We start from the raw sequence: 19,862 nt of genomic DNA, 5'->3' as shown, positions 1-19,862 counted from the left end.
TGCTACCGGCGGACGTTTGCTAAATTTTTCTTGCAAACACCCAAACTCCGCGTGTGGAATAATGCCACCATACTAATATTTGATTCTTTTTCAAGTCATTTTCTGCAATCATTTAATATTTACATTGATCATGATTTTTTCCAAGATCGAGGAATTCAAGACTATTCAATTTTGCGCGCACTGCAAAAGTTCCATAATCTATATGGAGATCACGCATAACACCATTTTCATGTAAGAGAAAACTAGTACGATAGGTTGGTAAGCCATCTTTCTTTTCTACATCATCAAAATAAGAAATTGTAATAGGCCAATATTTTTCTTCATCCAATTTTCTCATTTCTTCCGTTTCACTATCAGACAAAAGTGTTTTCTTTTCCCCAATGACTACACTTTCCTTTATAACTTTATCTGCTTTATTTGTTCCATCAAATACCGTAACATAGTAAAAATTGTGGCCTGCTTTTGCATGGCGGATGATATTTTTAAGTTGCATAATTGGAAATTCAGCTGTTGCAAGTTTATATTCTTTTTCCTTTGGCTTTTTTAATTTAACGACAATCCCATCTTGAATACGCTCAGCTACTCCTTCAGAACGATGTGCAACCTCTTGCCCAACTTGATCTGTAACACTAAAACGGAACGTACGACTATCACCTGTTTCATAACTCGTTGTCTGTTGATCCGTTAAATGTACTGGCATATCTTCAGTATGAAGACGGCTGATAAAACGAAAACGTGTCGTATACCCCTGACATACTGAACCAGTGAGTTCGTAAACCATTCGCCCAGACATCCCTGATATTGTCATTTCATGAGAAACACTATCGAGTTGAAAATCGTAAATTGCTCGATGAGGCACAATAAAAACGGATTCTTCAGCCTTCGCAGGACATAAAAGAATAACATATAAAATTATTATAAATAATGATCTGTTCATTCCCAACTTCCAATTCTATCCCTGTTGCATAACACCATATAACAAGGCAAAAAAGGTTCACTTCTCAGTTAACCACACATTTCCTTAAATCAAAAATTAGTTTATGCAATGGACAACATATTGTAGAACAAGCTATGGAGTTTAAATTATGACCAACGTGATTGAAAACAACCTAAAAACATTTGGAATCACTCTTCCTGAGGCGACACATCCCATTGCTAATTACGTAACAGCCTTACAAAGCGGCAATCAACTCTTTATTTCTGGACAACTCCCTCTTGTTGAAGGAAAGCCACTAACAACTGGTAAAGTTGGCTCAACCGTTAGCGTTGAACAAGCAAAAAAAGCAGCCGAAGTTTGCGCACTCAACATTCTAGCACAAATCAAAACAGCTCTTGGTGATTTAAATAAAATAAAACACGTTGTAAAAATCACTGTTTTTGTGGCTGTAGCTCCTCATTTTACTGATATTCCTCTTGTTGCCAATGGAGCTTCTGATTTACTCGTCAATATTCTTGGTGAATCAGGAAAACATGCCCGTTCTGCTGTTGGGGTTGCCTCTCTCCCTATGGACGTCCCAGTGGAAGTTGAAGCTATTATAGAAATTTAAACTTTCATCGATTGCAGTACAGTTAAGCAACAACCGAATGTGAAATCTGTTTGTTAACCCTATACTAACCATCGCATGCTTCAGTCTTAAAATTAAAGTTCTGAATTAAACGTATAAAAGGAAACACTTGTATGAAACAAACTTATGACAATAATAATGTTTTTGCTAAATTGATTCGCAATGAAATCCCTTCTGTTCGTGTCTATGAAGATGATGATGTCATTGCCTTCATGGATATCATGCCACAAGCCCCAGGACATACGTTGGTTATCCCTCGTAAAGGCTCTAGAAACTTACTGGATGCAGATACTGAAACCTTGTTTCCAGTCATTAAAACGGTTCAAAAAATCGCCAATGCTGTAAAAAAAGCCTTTCAAGCAGATGGTATAACAGTCATGCAATTGAATGAAGCAGCAAGTCAACAAACTGTTTATCATCTTCATTTCCACATTATACCACGTATGGAAGGTGTAGAGCTTTCTCCCCATAATAATGTTATAACACCTACAGAAATCCTTGAAGAGAATGCAAAAAAAATCCGTGCAGCCCTTTAAAGCGCTCTTAAGTCGTGGAACTTTTTTTCTTGACATATTTTCTTGTAAAATGTGTCGTTTTTTTATTCCTTGAACCAACAGATGTACTGGAAGGTGAAATTTCTAACTTCAGCCTCTCTTTTCCCACGTTTGATTTTTGTGTTAATACGCGCACCATGCCACCATTGCGCAACTTTCCAAATAAAATTTCGTCAGCTAATGGCTTCTTAATATGCTCTTGTATAACACGACTCAACGGGCGAGCTCCCATCTGAGAATCGTATCCTTTATGAGCAAGCCAAATCATCGCAGAAGAACTTAATTCAAAACAAATTCCACGATCAGCTAATTGTGCTTCAAGCTGAAAAATAAATTTTTGCACGATCTGATTGATAATTAAATGAGATAAAGGTGCAAACGGAATGATCGCATCTAGCCGGTTACGAAACTCCGGTGTAAAGAGCCGATTAATTGCTTCAATATCATCACCATCGCGATACACTTTGCCAAAACCAATAGCCGACTTTGCCAACTCTGAAGCACCAGCATTCGTTGTCATAATTAAAATGATATTACAGAAATCAATTTTTTTGCCATTATGGTCTGTTAATTTACCATAATCCATCACCTGCAATAAAATATTAAATAACTCTGGATGCGCTTTTTCAATCTCATCGAGCAATAAGACTGCGTGCGGTTTCTGATCAACCGCATCTGTAAGGAGACCTCCTTGATCAAACCCTATATAACCTGGAGGCGCTCCAATTAAGCGCGCGACTGTATGCCGTTCCATATATTCTGACATATCAAAACGTAACAATTCAATGCCTAAAGAAGATGCAAGCTGTTTTGCAACTTCAGTTTTTCCCACACCTGTTGGCCCTGAAAATAAATAACTTCCTATTGGTTTTTCTGATTCACGCAATCCTGCTCGCGCCAATTTAATTGATGAAACCAATGCGGAAATAGCCTGATCTTGTCCATACACAACATGCTTGAGTTCTCTTTCAAGCTTACTAAGCGTCTTTTGCTCATCACCAGAAACTGTTTTTGGTGGGATCCTTGCCATAGTAGCAACAGTTGCTTCAATTTCTTTAACGCCTATACTCTTTTTCCTTTGCTTTTTTGGCAAAAGCTTTTGTGCCGCACCACTTTCATCAATAACATCAATTGCCTTATCAGGTAATCGGCGATCAATCATATAACGGGACGACAATTCTACAGATGCCTTCATCGCCTGATCAGTATATTTAATCTGATGAAAATCTTCAAAATAAGGCTTCAGCCCCTGCAAAATCTTAATTGTATCAGCAATAGAAGGCTCGTTAACATCAATCTTCTGAAAACGGCGCTCTAAAGCACGATCTTGTTCAAAAATTTTACGATATTCTCTATAAGTCGTCGAACCAATACATCGAATAGTTCCGGAAGATAATGCAGGTTTTAAAAGATTTGCTGCATCCATATTTCCTCCCAATGTAGCCCCTGCTCCAATTAAAGTATGAATTTCATCAATAAATAAAACAGCATTTGGAGACTGCTCAAATTCTTTAATAACGTGCTTTAACCGTTCTTCAAAATCACCACGATAGCGTGTACCTGCAACAAGCCCTCCCATATCAAGGGAAAATATTGTTGCATTTGATAAAACTTCAGGGACTTGCCCATCAACAATACGTTTTGCTAATCCTTCAATGATAGCGGTTTTTCCAACGCCAGGATCACCAACCAAAAGCGGATTGTTTTTGGACCTTCTACATAAAACCTGAATCATACGTGATATCTCTACTTCACGACCAATTAATAAATCAATTTTTCCATTTCGTGCCTTACAATTGAGATCAACACAATAAGCCGTCAGTGCACTTGTTACCTTCTCTTCATTGTCTAAAATCTGCTGATCCAATTGCTCTTCAAGCCCTTCAAGTAACATGGATAATCCCTCATCCCGAGTAATACCATGTGAAATGAAACGCACAGCATCATAGCGTGTCATTCCCATCTCTTGGAGGAAATATGCCGCATGACTTTCACCTTCAGAAAAAATTGCAACGAGAACATTTGCTCCTGAAACTTCATCTTTTCCAGCCGATTGAGCATGAATCACCGCACGTTGGATAACACGCTGGAAAAATGTTGTTGGTTTTGTATCCTCATCAGTTTTAATCTGTACATCCAGTTCTAACTGGATATAGTTTATTAAGCGCTCTCGCAGTTCCTCTACATCTACCTGACAAGCCTGAATCACTGAATTTGCATCAACATCATCTAGCAGAGCAAGCAGAAGATGCTCTAATGTTGCATATTCATGCCGCGCTTGAGTAGCAATTGTTAATGCCCGATGCAAAACTTCTTCAAGACTAGGTGTGAAAGATGGCATAACTCCTCACTTCCATTCTATTACACATTGTAATGGATGTTCATTTTGACGTGCACACTCTCTAACTTGTACTACTTTCATTTCAGCTACTTCATAACTGTAAGTCCCGCATTCACCTACCCCATTCTGATGAATATGTAACATGATACGTGTTGCTTCTTCGAAACTTTTTTTAAAAAAGTTTTTCAAAACAAAAACAACAAAATCCATAGGTGTATAATCATCGTTAAGTAAAAGAACACGATACAGCTTAGGCTTTTGAAGTTTTAGTCTAACCTTGGATATTATAAGGGCATCGCGCTTGTCTTCATTCCAATTCTTGCCCTTTTCATCATGCATAATGTGGGCTATAGAATTTGTTATTAGCTTTTGTACCATTACTATTTCCTGTGCTGCATATTTTTATTAATTTTAAGTTCTTTCATAACTATTGCAACAGCTGTTTGTGTAAAGAAAAAACTTTCTTTTGTGGGGTAGATTTAAAATAAGAGAAACGCACAAAATAATTTCTGTAAACAAATTAGTAACATCATTCCTCTAAATTGCATCAACGTAAAGATAAAGAGCTTTACAGAAGTTTTTCAGACTAAATGGAGAAATAGGATACTGCAAGTGTATATTAACTGCCAAAAAATTGCGTGTTTTTACAAAAAGGTAGCAATCGCTTTTATTATTTTAGCTCTTTCTTACTCTTGGGCATCAGCTACTCCCCAAGGAGCTTATCCGGATAAGTATGCTGCTATCGTTATAGATGCAAATACAGGAAAAACTTTATTTCAAGCCAATGCAACTCTGAAACGTTATCCTGCTTCTCTAACAAAAATGATGACACTCTACATGCTTTTTGAAGCCTTGCATATGCGTCGTGTCACACCCAATACACCAATTCCCGTCTCACATTATGCAGCAACAAGGCCACCAACAAAAATCGGATTTAAAGCAGGACAAACAATTTCTGCAGAAGCCGCTGCTAAAGCTCTCATTACAAGATCAGCAAATGATGTTGCAACTGCGATTGCAGAGTATCTTGGCGGTAATGAAAAAAAATTCGCTCGCATGATGACTGCTAAAGCCCGCAAACTTGGTATGGCACATACACATTTTGCCAATGCTTCAGGACTCCCAGATGTGCGCAATTATTCTACAGCACGGGACATGGCTACTTTATCATTAGCCTTGCGCAAAAATTTTCCACAACAGTATAAATTGTTCAAAATCAAAAGTTTTACTTTCCGTGGTCATACAATTAACAACCACAACAAGCTTGTCAAAATCATGAAAGGTGTTGATGGAATTAAAACCGGCTACACACAAATGTCAGGCTCTAACTTAGCGACTTCGATGCGTCTTGAAGGGCGCTCTATCGTTGCTGTCGTTATGGGAGGCAAATCATCTACCGCACGTGATGAGCATATGGCCAGCTTATTGAGCCAATATTTGCCAAAAGCAAGTAGGACGAAAAGTGGTAGCTATTTAATGGCTTCTGTACACTATAATTTACCTACAGGAAAAAATATTCCTATACCAAATGTTAAAGCTGAACCAACCAATTTCGATAACGAAATTTCCACTATGTTAACAGCATTTGCAGAACAGCCTAGAAATTCTAATATGGCAATAGCTGCTGTCAATCAAGCCATTATACCAATCCCTAATCCTCAAAAAGCTATACCCGTTGAAACTCATAAAATTGTTCCAGCTTCTTTGTCCACAAACGCCGGATGGGCTATCCAAATTGGTTCTCTTCCTAGTGAAGAACAAGCAAAAAAACTACTTTTAAAAGCAAAAGACACAGCTTATTCTGCTTTAAAGCGTACATCTTCACATATGCAACTTTTTGAGAAAAGTGGACGTCATTATTACCGAGCTCGGTTTATAGGCTTTCCATCAAAAAAAGAGGCTCTCAATGCTTGCTCTACATTAAAGAAAGCAAATTTTAACTGCTATACTGTAGCTTATTAAAAGTTTTTGAATTCGCGTTAAGGATAGTATCATGACCGATAATGCTCTTGCTTCATCTATTAAAAAAGAAAAATTATTGAAGCAATCATCTCTCCTCTCATTGCGTTCTCTTCACGATGCTGCAATAAAGCTTGCTGGTTTAAAGTATATTCCTATTACAACGCTAGATACGCAATCTCTTGTCAATCTTCTTATTTGTCAAACAACGCGAAATCGTCGTCTTGCCATGCCTCCTGTACGCATTCATTTACGCGTAGCGAGTCAAACCGGTAATGTACCTATTAAAATCCATCTAGGTGCAACAAACATCTAATTCTATAGATCGTTTCCGCAAGAGTTATTTTGTAAATAAGAAGACTCGCACATTGCCTACAGCTTTAAAAAAAATCTTTTGGCGCACACAACTGCTTCCTCAAATTTTAAGCTCACATTCGTAAGGCTCTCTCCAATTATCTGATTAGATTTTCAATAAAGCCATCACTTAAGACGCATAAAAATACCAAATGTTAGGCTTACCTTTAGATTTAATCTAAAAGATTATTCTTGATATTTTTTCATAAGAAAAAATGGTCCCATTGGATGCAAACTTCTGGCATTGTTTGGATACCATCATATAATTCAATGAAAAGAACTCTCTTCAATAAAGCATAATTTCACCCATGTAACATAAGTATTGTATGAAATTTCTTAAATGATTTGACTCAACTTGTGTTTTTTTCAAAAGCAAAACAACTTTCAAATACAACTTTTTATAGTTCCTCACTCCCCATTTCGCACGGTAAACTATAAATCTTATAATGCAGCATCCACTAAGCCTTTTCTCCTCACTCTTCACAGCCAGATCCAAGTACCACCCCTTTTGTATTTACTGGTACTGATGTGTCATCACTATTCTTGCACTTAAGCAATTTTTTGCACGAATGTTCATCCACTTTTGCACTGTAATTAAATGAGTTCTGGTGATTTATTGATGATAATGCGAAAAATAGAAACGTTTCACAATATCGAATGGTTTGGAATAACATGAAAATAATTAATTTGTTAGCTCCTACCGAAGACAGCTTTATAAAGCTCATTCATCATATTATAACTTGAATGAGACCCCAGAATGCAAGAATATTCTCTTACTATAAACTCTCTTATGATAAATTGATATTTGTTCTCTTGCACATTACACGTGAAATAGCTCTGAAGCACTTTAAGCAGAGACTCAATATCCCTCTTTATACACTGTTTTAATACAAAAGCTGCTAGCTAACGCTGGAAACTAACAAATACAGTGACAGTGTGCACTGTTGCTTTCATAAGCAATAGACAGCCTGTAAAAAATTTACCAGATTAAAACCCATTGCTCGCTTCAACAAGATATTGCATTGACTGCGAGACCAGCTTTACTTGTTTCTTTATAGCGTTCACTCATATCATGTCCTGTCTGACGCATTGTTTCTATACAAGCATCAAGAGAAACAAAATGATCCCCATTCCCGTGCAACGCAAGAGAAGAAGCTGTCACTGCTTTAACAGCACCCATTGCATTGCGTTCAATGCAAGGGACCTGCACAAGACCTGCAACCGGATCACATGTCATTCCCAAATGATGTTCAAGCGCAATCTCTGCGGCATTTTCAATTTGAGCCGGTGTACCACCCAACGCGGCTGTTAACCCTGCTGCTGCCATTGAAGATGCTGTCCCAACTTCACCTTGACAACCAACTTCTGCACCAGAAATAGAAGCATTATGTTTAATCACACCACCAATGGCTGCTGCCGTTAACAAAAAATTATGGATTCCCTCTCGATCTGAACCATCATTAAACTGGAGATAATAACGCAAAACTGCGGGCACAACTCCAGCTGCTCCATTCGTTGGTGCCGTAACAACACGACCACCTGCAGCATTTTCCTCATTTACTGCTATAGCATATACCGAAAGCCAATCATTGGCCAAAAGTGGATAATTGCTATTTTTCTTTCGATTTTCCAAAAGCTTTTCATACAGCTTTTTAGCACGCCTTGGAACATGCAATCCACCGGGCAACACACCTTCTTGTGAAAGACCTCTGTCAATACAATTTGACATAGCGGAAAAAATTTCATCAAGACCCGTATCAAGAGCCGAACGCTCCATCTTCGTCTCTTCGTTCATGCGCTTCATTTCAGCAATTGAAAATCCTGATTCTTCTGCCATTGCCAACATTTTACCTGCAGAATCAAAAGGATATGGCACATCAAATACTTCTTGTTGCATATTACCATTCATATGGCTTAATTCATCCTCAGTCACAACAAAACCACCGCCTATAGAATAATAAATCTGCCGCAAAAGAATATTTCCTTCATTATCAAGCCCTTCAAATGCAAGTCCATTAGCATGACCAGGTAGAACTTTCTTTCGTTCAAAAATAAGATCACTTTGCAAATCAAACTGATAAGTAGGATGGCCTTTTGGTTGCACTTTTTTTTCACGTATAACTTTTTCTAATAGGAATCCCATACAATCAGGGTCAACAGTAGAAGCTTTTTCTCCCAAAAGCCCTAATATAATAGCTCTATCTGTAGCATGCCCAATGCCCGTGAAAGCCAAAGAACCATAAAGGTAAACACGTATACGAGAAACTTCAACATCAAATGGCTGAGAGAAATTGCGTGCAAGAATCTCTTGCAAAAACATGTTAGCTGCCGTCATCGGCCCCATCGTATGTGAGCTAGAAGGACCAATGCCAATTTTAAAAAGTTCAAAAACAGATAAAAACACTCACGACCCCCAAATTCCAAAAGGTTTGAGTATACGCTTTTTTATTGCGCTTGTCCCATTCAAAATTAAATTGCAAGATAAGCTAAAAAAATAACAGCAATAAATATGAAAGTCGCTCGTCTTGCTACCACCCAACATTTTCTTTCTATAGCACTTTCCATAGCCAACCTTCAAAATGGACAATGATTACCTTGTTTATGTTATAAACGTAGTAAAACAAACGTTAACATGCAACTTTAAAGTTAATAAGAATGATAAATTCTCACCGAAATGTTTTGATAAATTCCAAGATCTAAAAAATAACACCCACTTACATAAAGCTTACAAAATTCTCAATTGGCTCGCGTTCAGTTTCAAAATTGTTTTCTGGAGCACTTATATCGCGGTAGCCAAGTGCCATACCACAAATAATTTGCCTATCAGAAGGCACTGATAAAAGTGCACGAATTTGCTTATGATAATCAGCAAAAGCAGCTTGGGGACATGTGTCCAACCCAAACCCACGCGCTGCTAACATAATGGTCTGCATAAACATCCCCAAATCAAGCCAGCTTCCCCTTTCCATGTCGTAATCCATTGTAAACAAAAGCCCTACAGGTGCACCAAAAAAGGAAAAATTTCTCGCTTTCTGGTGAAGTATTTTGTCCTGCTCATCTTTTTGAATTCCAAGGCTCTTATAAAGATCCAAACCAATTTTTCGTCGCCTTGAAAGATAAGGTTCACGCCATTGGCGTGGATAATAAGGAACTTCACGTTCGCCTTTTACACCTGAGAGTACGAGTTGTGAAAGCTCTTGCCCTACTTTCTGCAATAGATTTCCTGTAAGAACAATAACTTGCCATGGCTGAATATTTGTTCCAGATGGTGCACGTGCTGCAAGTTTTAAAATTTCTTTGATTGTTTCCTCTGAAACTGGCTGATTGGTAAAAGCTCGTATCGATTTACGTGACAGAATAGATTGGAAAACATTGATCAAAGAGTCATTTGTCATTATTTTTACTTTCTCTTTTGAAAAGTGAATTTTGCTGTTTGCTTGTTCAAAGCCAATGTGTTGCAAGAACACCTTTGCAACCCTTTTTATTCGTTCTACTCTTCCTGAAAAGCTTATACATTCCATACCTTGTCAATACTGACTATTAAAGAATATATAGCCATTTAATAATTAATGGAAAGAAAATCATCAAAAATGAATATGAAATAAATTTTATGACCAATGATTCACTCCTCATTCAGCTAAACTCTTAAAAAATTTCCTCGACGCGTTTTAAATCATATAGGAAATTATTAATATCACGCTGCATCTGCTAACCCGGGTTCTCCAACTCCAAGCCACACACACCGCTGCTGTGCTTGCAAATATCGGAATAATTTTTAGTACAATTTTAATCTGCCTTGTCATCATCAATTAACGGGGCTACTTTTACACGCTCCATCATTTTAATCGCCTCACCATACACACATACCCCGTAATGGCAACACCTGACCAAACAATGCTGAAGAAGCCGCTGGACAATCCATGGCTTGTTCTTCCAAATGAGAGATCAAACTTTCATTGCCTATTTATCGCAAGCATCCTCAGCAACCTTCACCACTACCACTTTACAAAATATAAGTCACTTCATTTGCGCAACCTTTGATAGGATTTTTATCTTTAAGATAAATTATGTTGCCATCTTTATCGCGATCAACCACAGCAATGAAATGCGCTTTGATAAACATGGTTTATAGGCTTCACCACTGTATTTAAAGCTTTCTTCCAGCAATTGAGTTGCCATTTCGCGGTTTTCAAAAACTATTTGTTCCAACTTGCCTATGTCTAGCGGTTATACACCCTGATACGCTGTAGCGCGATGCCGTGATTAAGGGAGGCGATTATTTTTCCCTGTCCCATCAATGTCTTTTTCCCTACTTCATCGATAATGATGATGGTGCTGATGGCGGATTTGGTTTCCTCTTCCACTGTATCCTGAGCTTTTCCATGATTTAAAGCATTTTTAGCGACATTTTTAGTGATGCCGTATGTGCTGTGATTGGTGATGGTGCTATGTCTGCCAGTTTGGACATGGGCACTGTTGGATAATATCCCTAGCTGTGATGCTTCCAGTGGTCAGGCTGTTTTTCCTATTGGAGCCGTGCTGGCAATCAAGACACCAATCAGCGTTGTTTTGTCTTTTTACAGTGATATCAAAACCTCCCGCCCCAGCTTTGCCCACCGATTGCTCCACAACGCTACTATAATGATTGAAGGATTTATCCTTTTTGAAGGAGAAGTTTTTGATGCTGTATCAGCCTTTTATCCGCCATTATAATCGCGTGAAACCGACTTCTGCTTACTAGAGGTTTGCCCCATACATTGCGGCTGGTGATGGTAAAAACATCCTCAACATCCATTTTACATGTTTACCAGAAACCATTACCTCAGCCAGTGTGGTATTTTTCTCACTGTTGGTGTGAACATGCTCGTACCAATGCAATGCCATCTCTCTAGCGATAAAAAAGATTGTAACGTGGTTAGACAAAAAAATATTGTAGAGGAATCGAAAAAACTTAAAGGATTCTATGACAGTATTAAGTTGCATGTCTCTGGTATCACCGAACCTCATGCAAGACAAAATCTCATTATCAAGCTTTATGAAAGTTTTTTTCCAAGGCATTTTAAAAGACAACCGATAAACTTAAGATTGTTTATGCTTTTATTGCGGGTGTGGATTTTATTATTCGTTCTGTTGATGATATTTCAGGAAAGGAATTTGGAAAAAACTTGGGATTACATGGTATTCCTATTCTTGATAAAGAATCAACGGAATGAAAAACCCCGAATTTTTATATAACCTATTGATTTAATTAAATATTGGCTGGGGTACCTGGATTCGAACCAGGGAATGCCGGTACCAAAAACCGGTGCCTTACCGCTTGGCTATACCCCAAAAAATACGATCACGCCTACTTTTGCACCTTATAGCGATTCCTATTAATGTACGCAATATCTGAAAATCAAAGCTTTTACTTTTTATTATAAAATTTTGAAATCTTACGCGTATTAAATTGCTGCAACACTGCAATAGAAAGCTTGCACTCGTTTACACTCCTAACATAAGCAATGGCTATTATCTATCTTTCATTTCATAGCAACATAAAACGTACATTTTATAATTTACCAATGTATTTTAAAAATCATTATAGCATGACATCTTTTCTTGATGCATTCAAATTCAAGCTCTTTAAATGAGACACCAAAACAGAGAGTTTATGTATTAACGGTCTTTTAGCTTCATTAATAGCATTCTTGCTTATTCAGTGTACAATAATTCATCTCTCTTCTACTCATAGATTAGAATAATAACGCATGATGAACACAATTGTTCATCACAGATAAATCCCTCTTTAGTTAATATGTATAAACTATCAGTTGTAATGAGAATTATAAATATCTCTAAGGTTTATTCAAAAGACACCCGCTCGTACTCCATTACAAACACTTAAAGTAACAACACATTTTAGGAATAGGGTAAGTGAAATTTTGCAAAAATTAAAAACATTTTAGATAACAACAATAAGGTATTGATAGCTCTCTACGTCCATTTTTACTTAATAAAGAGGATTACATTTTTTATGCGTTCATGGGTATTAAAGTTTTCTAAGTCATACAAACAGATACTCAACATTTGCTTTTAGATGAAGTAAATGGCACACTAGGTTCATGGAGTGAGCTTAACAAAATAGAATCGAGGAGATTTTCAAATGGCTTTTGAATTGGCCGCGTTGCCTTACGATTATGACGCCCTTTCGCCCTATATGTCCCGTGAAACGCTTGAATATCATCATGATAAGCATCACCTCGCTTATCTTACCAATACCAATAATTTTGTAAAAGAGTTAGGCTTAGAAAACGAAAGCCTCGAAAATATTATTAAAAAAAGCTTTGGAAAAAATATTGGGTTGTTTAATAATGCAGCGCAATATTACAATCATAACCATTTTTGGCATTGGATGAAAAAAGGTGGTGGTGGTCAAAAACTCCCTGAAAAACTAGCAAAAGCTATTGAAGCTGATCTTGGTGGCTATGACAGGTTCCGCACTGATTTTATCTCTGCTGCTACTGCCCAATTTGGTTCTGGATGGGCGTGGATTGCTGTTAAAGATGGTAAGCTTGAAATTATGAAAACACCTAATGGTGAAAATCCTTTAGTTCATGATGCTCAACCTATTTTGGGAATCGATGTGTGGGAGCATTCTTATTACATTGATTACCGCAATGCACGACCGAAATATATCGAAGCTTTCGTAGACCATTTAATTAATTGGGACTATGTTTTGAAACTTTATGAAGATTGTGCATTTTAAGCTATTTGCATAGTTTTTTATGAAAGGCTCCGTAATCTAATGAATTACGGAGCCTTTCTAAAAGAGAACGGAGTTTAAACTAACAGCAGTTTTTTCCTACTGTTTTTAGAATATATGCATAGATATATGCAACTTCTTCTATCTTTGAAAAACGTCCAGCCGCACCTGCATGGCCTGAGTCCATATTAATGCGCAATAAAATTGCATTATCATCTGTTTTCAAGTCTCGTAATTTTGCAACCCATTTAGCAGGCTCCCAGTAAGTTACACGAGGATCTGTTAATCCTGCCGTTACAAGTATAGGAGGATATTTTTGAGCTGTGACGTTATCGTAGGGAGAATAAGAACTGATAAGATTATAGTCCTCTTCTGATTCAAGAGGATTTCCCCATTCTGGCCATTCAGGAGGCGTTAGTGGTAGCGAAGCATCTAACATAGTATTTAAAACATCAACAAAAGGCACATTTGCTACGATTCCAGCAAAATCCTGTGGAGCTATATTAGCAATAGCTCCCATCAACATTCCTCCTGCTGAACCACCTTGGGCAATAAGACGGTCATGAGAAGTGAATTTGTTGTTCACAAGGTAGCGCCCACAAGCAATAAAATCTGTAAATGTATTGTATTTAAAAAGGTGTTTTCCCTTCTCATACCATTCAACTCCTTTTTCTTTCCCTCCACGAATATGGGCTATGGCATAAATAAAACCTCTGTTAACCAAAGAAAGTACATTGCTATTAAAACTGGCTGGAATGGAAATTCCATAGGCTCCATAACCGTAAAGCAAACAGGGTGCACTACCGTTAAGAGCGGTAGTTTTGTGATAAAAAAGTGAAATAGGAATTTTTTCACCATCATCTGCTATCGCTGTAATACGCTGCGTTACATAGTCATCTTTATTATGCCCAGAAGGAATAGTTTGTGTTTTTAAAAGCATCCGTTTGCGACTCTTCATCTCATAGTCAAACACTTGATCAGGTGTTGTCATAGAGGAATAGGAAAAACGAATGGTTTGACTGTTGTATTCTGCAGCACCTTGTAAACCTAAAGAATAAGCCTCCTCATCAAAAGCAATGGAATGAATTTGATTAGTGGTACGCTCCATTATTTTTATACGAGGCAGCCCTTCAAAACGCTCCAGCCAGATAAGAAAATCTTGATAAGCATCATGGGATAGTATCAAGCCTCCACACTGATGTGGCACGAGTTCAGACCAATTTTCTGATTGCGGAGATGCATACGGCGCTACCATAATTTTGAAATCTTTTGCATTATCCAGATTGGTTAGAATATAAAAGACATCACCACCTTCTGTAAGTGAATATTCAATACCTTTTTGCCGCTTCCGTACACATTGGGGAACAGAGAGAGGCGCTTCAGCTGGAATCAACCAAATCTCTGACGTTTCATGATCATGAATATTAATATAAATAACGTCATTCAGTTTAGAACCGCTTACATGTAAAAAAAATCCTGGGTTATCTTCACGAAAAATAAGCTTATCTTGTGATTGATTGGTGTTTAATCGGTGATAATAAAGCTCTGAAGGCCGATGATTTTCATCCATCTTAGTATAGAAAAAACCTTCAGATTTAGCATCCCATACGATTTGTCCTGATGTGTTCGTAATTGTGTCCATACAATCAGATAATGTTTCCAAATTACGAATTTTAACTGTATAAAATTCTGATCCTTTGTCATCATAGCTCCAAACAACATGTGTATGATCAGGAGATTCTTGAACTGAACCAAAATTAAAATATTCTTTCCCTTCAGCCAAAGCATCACCATTAAGGTAAACGTTTTTTTCTTCTCCATTCCTTAAAGTACGAAAATAATGTGGTTGTTGGCCTCCGGTAACATAAGAAAATCCATAAGCAAAAGGACCATGTTTTATAGGAACGGAACTGTCATTCTCTTGGATACGTCCTTTCATTTCGGTAAAAAGCAAATCTTGTAATGACTTTGTATCAGCCATTTGAGCAGCCTGATAAGCATTTTCATTTTCGAGATGATATCGGATATTTAAGTCAAGACAATGAGGCTTTTTTAAAACATCTTGCCAATTAGACGCACGTAGCCAATGATAGGGATCATTACGACTAATACCATGATATATTTGTTCATGTGTGATTTTAGATGCTTTTGGGGGAATTACAGAAAAGAGAGTCATGCATGATCCTAATGTTAAGTAAAAATCATGATTTCGTATATGTTAGAATCGTATTGTTTATGCAAGTGTGTAAATCTATAAATTCCGCTTACTTACAAAAATACAGCTGTAATAATTTCTACAATGACATCATATACTTTCTGTTTATCCACATTACAGGATTACAGGCATTGTCTTCTATGTGTAATGCCCCTTTTATAAAAGTGACAAGCTAGGAAAATAAGGCTATTTTGTAGCAAAATTGAATTTTTCTTCAAATAATAGAACTAACCTTCTGATATAAAAATAGAATTAACTTTAATAATATATCTAGATATGTTGCTCTTACTTTTTAGTAAACAATGATTTACTGTGCCATATTGATAGTTAATTGTATACTATATATTGCACAATCTGATTTTTAAATATATTTTATTTTTTTGATTTATTAAAAGTATTTTTAAAATAAAAAAATATATAATTTAATATTATATTTAACTATATTATTTTTAAATAATAATTATATAAATATAAACAATAAACATTATAAAATAAAATATTAATTTATGTGTTATATTTTTATTTTTGTGATCTATATAAAATAAATTGATTCATATTATATTATTTTTTACATTTATAATATACTTTATTTATGAGATTTTATATAAAAAACTATATTCTAACAGGTCAATAAGTTGGTTCTTCTTGTTGTATATTATGACCAAAAAGAGGTATTTATTTGATTTTTTTGTGTTTTCGCAATTTTATAGAATAATTGAATTGACAAAAAAGATTTTTGTACAATATGAAACCTATGTGCATGGGATCTCATGTCATGAGTATATGTGCTGTATCTAGATTTTAAATTACTCGATTTTAAGTTAAAGGAAAGAAGAATGGAACATCGTCCAGTCTTAGAGACTGAAAGCAATTTAGTTATTACATTGGTTGCTGATATTGTTGCTGCCTACGTGAGTAATAATTCTATTCGACCGACTGAAGTACCAAGTTTGATTGCTGATGTTCATGCCGCTTTTCGTAAAGCGGGGAATGTGGAATTAACAGAAGTAGAGGTTGAAAAGCAGAGGCCCGCCGTTAACCCAAAGCGTTCAATCTTTCCGGATTATCTTATCTGCCTTGAAGATGGGAAAAAGTTTAAATCTTTAAAGCGTCATCTCATGACACATTACGGAATGTTGCCAGAAGAATATCGTGAAAAATGGCAACTGGATAGTTCTTACCCTATGGTTGCACCTAATTACGCCAAAGCACGCTCAGCTTTGGCAAAAGAGATGGGGCTTGGGCGCAAAAGCAAACGGAAGAAAGCAAAATAATAGCGTCTTCTAAAAAACTGGTCGTCTCTAGTATATATGAAATATTTTTTTACATTGTATGTTTTTAAGGGCATTTGTTGTAGTTTTTACAAGATGTTGATTTTTATAGATAACTTTCTTTACGAATCCGTTCAATCATCGATTTAAGACCATTTGACCGTTGTGGTGTAAGATTTTCCTTTAAACCAAGTGTTTTAAAAAGGCCTTCAGCATCAGCATTACGGATTTCAGAGGCTTTTTTTCCTGAATAAAAGGTGAGAAGAATGTAAATAAGTCCACGCACAATATGGGCATCAGAATCGCCTTGAAATGTTATTGTTGGATTATCCGAAGTATTATTACGTGATGATAAAAGCCATACTTGGCTAACACACCCCGACACTTTGTGATCATCATTGCGAGCACTTTCTGGAAAAGGTGGTAATTCGTGTCCAAGTTCAATGACATAACGATAACGATCTTCCCAATTATCCAAAAGAGAAAAGTTTTCTATAATATTCTCAATCGTTTCTGCCATAATCTCAGTCCTGTCTTGCCATGTGTTTTCTTGACAGATAAGTAATTACTCTTCTTATTAGCATAATATCTATAATGCGCGTTTAAAAAATTATTTTAAGGTGATGCTGTATACTTCTGTTTTTGTGTAGGCTCTTGTCCCTCCCTCTTAGACATAATATTTGGAGAGGTTTCCATATTCTTATCATCCAGTATACGTCCAAAATATTCGTAAGCTGCTCTAGCACCATAATAAGCACGCTCGCCAAGTGAACTTAAAAAGGACTTTCCCACTTTGCAGGCTTCTATATTACGATCACAAAATGTTCCTAAATCACTTAAAGCTTCCTTAAAAGCAATAATCACATCGCTCGTTATTGTCTCATTATCTTTTTGAGAAAAGGAATGTTTATTACTCGGCTTTTCTACAAAAAATGAAATGATGACAAAAACAAAAAACAAAAAAAAGAATAATTTGATTAAAAAACGTATCATGAGCAACCAATGCACCGCAGTTGTAAATGAGACAAAAGCAGCAGTCTACACTCTTCTTCTTTATAAAAAATTTATGAAATTGAACATTTGTTTATCAGATATACAGCATTCATTATTTTGTAATAAGACATGATGCAGCTGTACAAAAATGAGAACGCATGAGCTTTTCCTTAAAAAATGAGCGTCAAAATTGCACCGTAAAAAAATAAACGTTGAAGTATGCGAGATTATACTCTCATAACATATCATAAACATACATGTAGTGCGAAAGACAGAATGATACCTCATAACCATGACAAAGTGAGGATTACGGTACTTACCATGTTGTCATTTTCTATTTTATAAAAAAGCATGAATATAAAATTATAAGGATTAAGCCTCCAACCACTTTTCCTGCAGATATTTTAAAAATCACTTCTGTTTATCTTTATGAAATTTATCGAATATTAGTAAAATAAATTTATGCTAGAATATATATGATATGAGAAAAAATTATTCTCATCAACATTGTATGGAAATACAGGTTTATGTACGTACGAGATATTTGAAAAAGATACAAAACTGTTCTCAGCTTGCAGCGTGATAAGGAAATGTGTTTCCATTTGATTTCAAAGACTAGTAAATATATACGCAAAAAATAAAAAATGAGGAAATGACGTAGCACTTTCAATTTAGATGATAATACGTGACGATGTAGTTTTAAGCGTAAAAACGGTGTTGCATAAGCGGAAGCTTTTTATACATACTAGAATGCTGTAGAATGTGAAACTAAGAAAATTGGGTAAGGACTATTGTTAATTTATCAGTTTATAGATTCATATGACGAATTTGTTCATTTTAACAATTTGAAAGGAAAGAGCAACAATATAAAACTCTCTCCCTCTCGTTGGAAGTAAAAATAATTTATATCCTTTTCTGTATAAAAACAATTACTCTTTAAAATAAAAAAATAATGGCAAAAAAACGAAAGATGCGCAGAACAAAAACCACAAAAAAGCGTAAACACTATAGTAGTATTGTTATAACATTTTTTCTTATAAGCTGTCAGTTTCTTTTTTGGATAGCAAAAACACTTTATTTCTATACACGGAAAAATACTCTGTTTTTCATTGGATCACTTCTTTTCATCATTAGTTTTGGATTTGTTTCATTTAATGCTTTATTTTCGCAAATGATAATGCATCAAGATGTCTTTACAAAAATGAAATTTACATTTGCTCCAGAGAGAGAAAAGAACTCTCCTTCATCTGCAAAAGAAGCAAAACTTAGCGCAGTTTCTCGTGATCCTTCTGTAGCTTTTCCAAGCCATCTATACAAAAACTTATCTTCACATGCTTTGTCAGAAAACACATTAAAAATGCAAAAAAAGCTGGCAAAACTGGGGCTTTATGATGGTCCTTTAGATGGAATAGAGGGACCTAAAATGCGTCGTGCTATAGCACTTTGGAAACAACAAACCACTCACGGAATGCAACGCAATATTTTACCCAATACAGAAACGGATGAAATTACAGTATTAATTAAGCGTAGTGAAATAGAAATAGCCAATGAAACAACAAAAACAAAAGCTATGCCACACTCAAAAGAAACTGTTTTAGAGCCTCCTGTTTCAGATATTATGCAAGTGCAAAAAGCTTTGCGTATTTTTGGTAATCAAGAGGTTATTGTTACGGGCATAGAAGACCAAAAGACAATAGATGCCTTAAAACAGTTTCAACAAATTTTTGATCTTCCCATAACAGGTAAGATTGATCATACTGTTCTGATAAAAATGAAAGAAGTTGGTTTGTTAAACTGAAGGAAAATTCTATCTTATAAAGTAAACACTGCAAACATGGTAAGAATATATTCCTCCACTTTATGCT

The 19,862-nt window shown here is 36.0% G+C and carries 16 protein-coding genes, 1 tRNA gene and 1 pseudogene; 9 read left to right on the top strand and 9 right to left on the bottom strand.

Going from position 1 to position 19,862, the window contains the following annotated elements; genetic code table 11:
• Window positions 1-112: 112 nt before the first annotated feature.
• Window positions 113-937: a cell envelope integrity EipB family protein gene (locus tag ME1_RS06115; RefSeq protein WP_004864624.1), complete on the bottom strand. Its 825-nt coding sequence runs from the start codon at window positions 935-937 to the stop codon at window positions 113-115.
• A gap of 148 nt (window positions 938-1,085) precedes the next feature.
• Between ME1_RS06115 and ME1_RS06110 the strand changes: the two genes are divergently transcribed.
• Both ME1_RS06110 and ME1_RS06105 read left to right on the top strand, forming a co-directional pair.
• Window positions 1,086-1,547 (top strand): RidA family protein, encoded by a 462-nt coding sequence (locus tag ME1_RS06110; protein WP_004864621.1) that lies wholly within the window; start codon window positions 1,086-1,088, stop codon window positions 1,545-1,547.
• A gap of 131 nt (window positions 1,548-1,678) precedes the next feature.
• Window positions 1,679-2,101: an HIT family protein gene (locus tag ME1_RS06105; RefSeq protein WP_004864619.1), complete on the top strand. Its 423-nt coding sequence runs from the start codon at window positions 1,679-1,681 to the stop codon at window positions 2,099-2,101.
• 7 nt (window positions 2,102-2,108) lie between these two features.
• Here ME1_RS06105 and clpA read toward each other — a convergent pair whose 3' ends face one another.
• A complete protein-coding gene (clpA, locus tag ME1_RS06100) occupies window positions 2,109-4,460 on the bottom strand; it encodes an ATP-dependent Clp protease ATP-binding subunit ClpA (RefSeq protein ID WP_004864617.1) in 2,352 nt (783 codons plus the stop codon).
• Between the two features lie 6 nt (window positions 4,461-4,466).
• Complete coding sequence (gene clpS, locus ME1_RS06095) at window positions 4,467-4,838, bottom strand: ATP-dependent Clp protease adapter ClpS (RefSeq protein ID WP_004864615.1); 372 nt, start codon at window positions 4,836-4,838, stop codon at window positions 4,467-4,469.
• 234 nt (window positions 4,839-5,072) lie between these two features.
• Here clpS and ME1_RS06090 point away from each other — a divergent pair, with 234 nt between their 5' ends.
• Both ME1_RS06090 and ME1_RS06085 read left to right on the top strand, forming a co-directional pair.
• The gene (locus ME1_RS06090; protein WP_004864614.1) at window positions 5,073-6,422 is read left to right on the top strand and encodes a D-alanyl-D-alanine carboxypeptidase; all 1,350 of its coding nucleotides are present in this window, start codon (window positions 5,073-5,075) and stop codon (window positions 6,420-6,422) included.
• A gap of 31 nt (window positions 6,423-6,453) precedes the next feature.
• Window positions 6,454-6,735, top strand: coding sequence for a hypothetical protein (locus ME1_RS06085; protein WP_004864611.1), 282 nt, complete (start codon window positions 6,454-6,456; stop codon window positions 6,733-6,735).
• Between the two features lie 1,044 nt (window positions 6,736-7,779).
• On the opposite strand, the gene ME1_RS06075 is transcribed toward ME1_RS06085, so the two are convergent.
• Window positions 7,780-9,177: an L-serine ammonia-lyase gene (locus ME1_RS06075; RefSeq protein WP_004864609.1), complete on the bottom strand. Its 1,398-nt coding sequence runs from the start codon at window positions 9,175-9,177 to the stop codon at window positions 7,780-7,782.
• A gap of 310 nt (window positions 9,178-9,487) precedes the next feature.
• The gene (locus ME1_RS06070) at window positions 9,488-10,168 is read right to left on the bottom strand and encodes a nitroreductase (RefSeq protein ID WP_004864607.1); all 681 of its coding nucleotides are present in this window, start codon (window positions 10,166-10,168) and stop codon (window positions 9,488-9,490) included.
• A gap of 1,045 nt (window positions 10,169-11,213) precedes the next feature.
• Between ME1_RS06070 and ME1_RS06065 the strand changes: the two genes are divergently transcribed.
• Complete coding sequence (locus ME1_RS06065) at window positions 11,214-11,486, top strand: hypothetical protein (RefSeq protein ID WP_155815199.1); 273 nt, start codon at window positions 11,214-11,216, stop codon at window positions 11,484-11,486.
• Window positions 11,487-11,643: 157 nt separating this feature from the next.
• Window positions 11,644-11,968, top strand: a pseudogene (locus tag ME1_RS08290) (hypothetical protein); the annotation flags it as partial.
• Window positions 11,969-12,029: 61 nt separating this feature from the next.
• On the opposite strand, the gene ME1_RS06055 reads toward ME1_RS08290, so the two are convergent.
• Window positions 12,030-12,104: transfer RNA gene (locus ME1_RS06055), tRNA-Gln, on the bottom strand.
• 814 nt (window positions 12,105-12,918) lie between these two features.
• Between ME1_RS06055 and ME1_RS06050 the strand changes: the two genes are divergently transcribed.
• Window positions 12,919-13,521 carry a superoxide dismutase gene (locus ME1_RS06050; RefSeq protein ID WP_004864604.1) on the top strand — a complete coding sequence of 201 codons (603 nt, stop codon included), beginning with the start codon at window positions 12,919-12,921 and terminating at the stop codon, window positions 13,519-13,521.
• A 79-nt stretch (window positions 13,522-13,600) separates the two neighbouring features.
• Here ME1_RS06050 and ME1_RS06045 read toward each other — a convergent pair whose 3' ends face one another.
• Window positions 13,601-15,694: a S9 family peptidase gene (locus ME1_RS06045; RefSeq protein ID WP_004864601.1), complete on the bottom strand. Its 2,094-nt coding sequence runs from the start codon at window positions 15,692-15,694 to the stop codon at window positions 13,601-13,603.
• Between the two features lie 875 nt (window positions 15,695-16,569).
• Here ME1_RS06045 and ME1_RS06040 point away from each other — a divergent pair.
• Entirely contained in the window at window positions 16,570-17,007 is a 438-nt protein-coding gene (locus tag ME1_RS06040; RefSeq protein ID WP_004864599.1) for a Ros/MucR family transcriptional regulator, read from the top strand.
• Between the two features lie 103 nt (window positions 17,008-17,110).
• Here ME1_RS06040 and ME1_RS06035 read toward each other — a convergent pair whose 3' ends face one another.
• A complete protein-coding gene (locus tag ME1_RS06035; protein ID WP_004864598.1) occupies window positions 17,111-17,524 on the bottom strand; it encodes a SufE family protein in 414 nt (137 codons plus the stop codon).
• Between the two features lie 95 nt (window positions 17,525-17,619).
• Window positions 17,620-17,997 carry a DUF5330 domain-containing protein gene (locus ME1_RS06030; RefSeq protein ID WP_004864595.1) on the bottom strand — a complete coding sequence of 126 codons (378 nt, stop codon included), beginning with the start codon at window positions 17,995-17,997 and terminating at the stop codon, window positions 17,620-17,622.
• A 952-nt stretch (window positions 17,998-18,949) separates the two neighbouring features.
• Between ME1_RS06030 and ME1_RS06025 the strand changes: the two genes are divergently transcribed.
• Window positions 18,950-19,795 (top strand): peptidoglycan-binding domain-containing protein, encoded by an 846-nt coding sequence (locus ME1_RS06025; RefSeq protein WP_196792785.1) that lies wholly within the window; start codon window positions 18,950-18,952, stop codon window positions 19,793-19,795.
• Window positions 19,796-19,862 lie beyond the last annotated feature (67 nt).

This window comes from Bartonella vinsonii subsp. arupensis OK-94-513 (assembly GCF_000278235.1).
Lineage (GTDB): Bacteria > Pseudomonadota > Alphaproteobacteria > Rhizobiales > Rhizobiaceae > Bartonella > Bartonella arupensis.
The sequence above is the reverse complement of the archived record's forward strand: the minus strand, read 5'-3'. Positions and strand labels throughout refer to the sequence as shown.

Bases quoted from the DNA above. Each gene is read 5' to 3' on its own strand.
- ME1_RS06035 (WP_004864598.1), bottom strand. From the start codon at position 17,524: ATGGCAGAAACGATTGAGAATATTATAGAAAACTTTTCTCTTTTGGAT.
- clpS (WP_004864615.1), bottom strand. From the start codon at position 4,838: ATGGTACAAAAGCTAATAACAAATTCTATAGCCCACATTATGCATGAT.
- ME1_RS06045 (WP_004864601.1), bottom strand. From the start codon at position 15,694: ATGACTCTCTTTTCTGTAATTCCCCCAAAAGCATCTAAAATCACACAT.
- ME1_RS06065 (WP_155815199.1), top strand. From the start codon at position 11,214: ATGGTGCTATGTCTGCCAGTTTGGACATGGGCACTGTTGGATAATATC.
- ME1_RS06110 (WP_004864621.1), top strand. From the start codon at position 1,086: ATGACCAACGTGATTGAAAACAACCTAAAAACATTTGGAATCACTCTT.
- ME1_RS06025 (WP_196792785.1), top strand. From the start codon at position 18,950: ATGGCAAAAAAACGAAAGATGCGCAGAACAAAAACCACAAAAAAGCGT.
- ME1_RS06070 (WP_004864607.1), bottom strand. From the start codon at position 10,168: ATGACAAATGACTCTTTGATCAATGTTTTCCAATCTATTCTGTCACGT.
- ME1_RS06115 (WP_004864624.1), bottom strand. From the start codon at position 937: ATGAACAGATCATTATTTATAATAATTTTATATGTTATTCTTTTATGT.
- ME1_RS06040 (WP_004864599.1), top strand. From the start codon at position 16,570: ATGGAACATCGTCCAGTCTTAGAGACTGAAAGCAATTTAGTTATTACA.
- ME1_RS06030 (WP_004864595.1), bottom strand. From the start codon at position 17,997: ATGATACGTTTTTTAATCAAATTATTCTTTTTTTTGTTTTTTGTTTTT.
- ME1_RS06105 (WP_004864619.1), top strand. From the start codon at position 1,679: ATGAAACAAACTTATGACAATAATAATGTTTTTGCTAAATTGATTCGC.
- ME1_RS06085 (WP_004864611.1), top strand. From the start codon at position 6,454: ATGACCGATAATGCTCTTGCTTCATCTATTAAAAAAGAAAAATTATTG.
- ME1_RS06050 (WP_004864604.1), top strand. From the start codon at position 12,919: ATGGCTTTTGAATTGGCCGCGTTGCCTTACGATTATGACGCCCTTTCG.
- clpA (WP_004864617.1), bottom strand. From the start codon at position 4,460: ATGCCATCTTTCACACCTAGTCTTGAAGAAGTTTTGCATCGGGCATTA.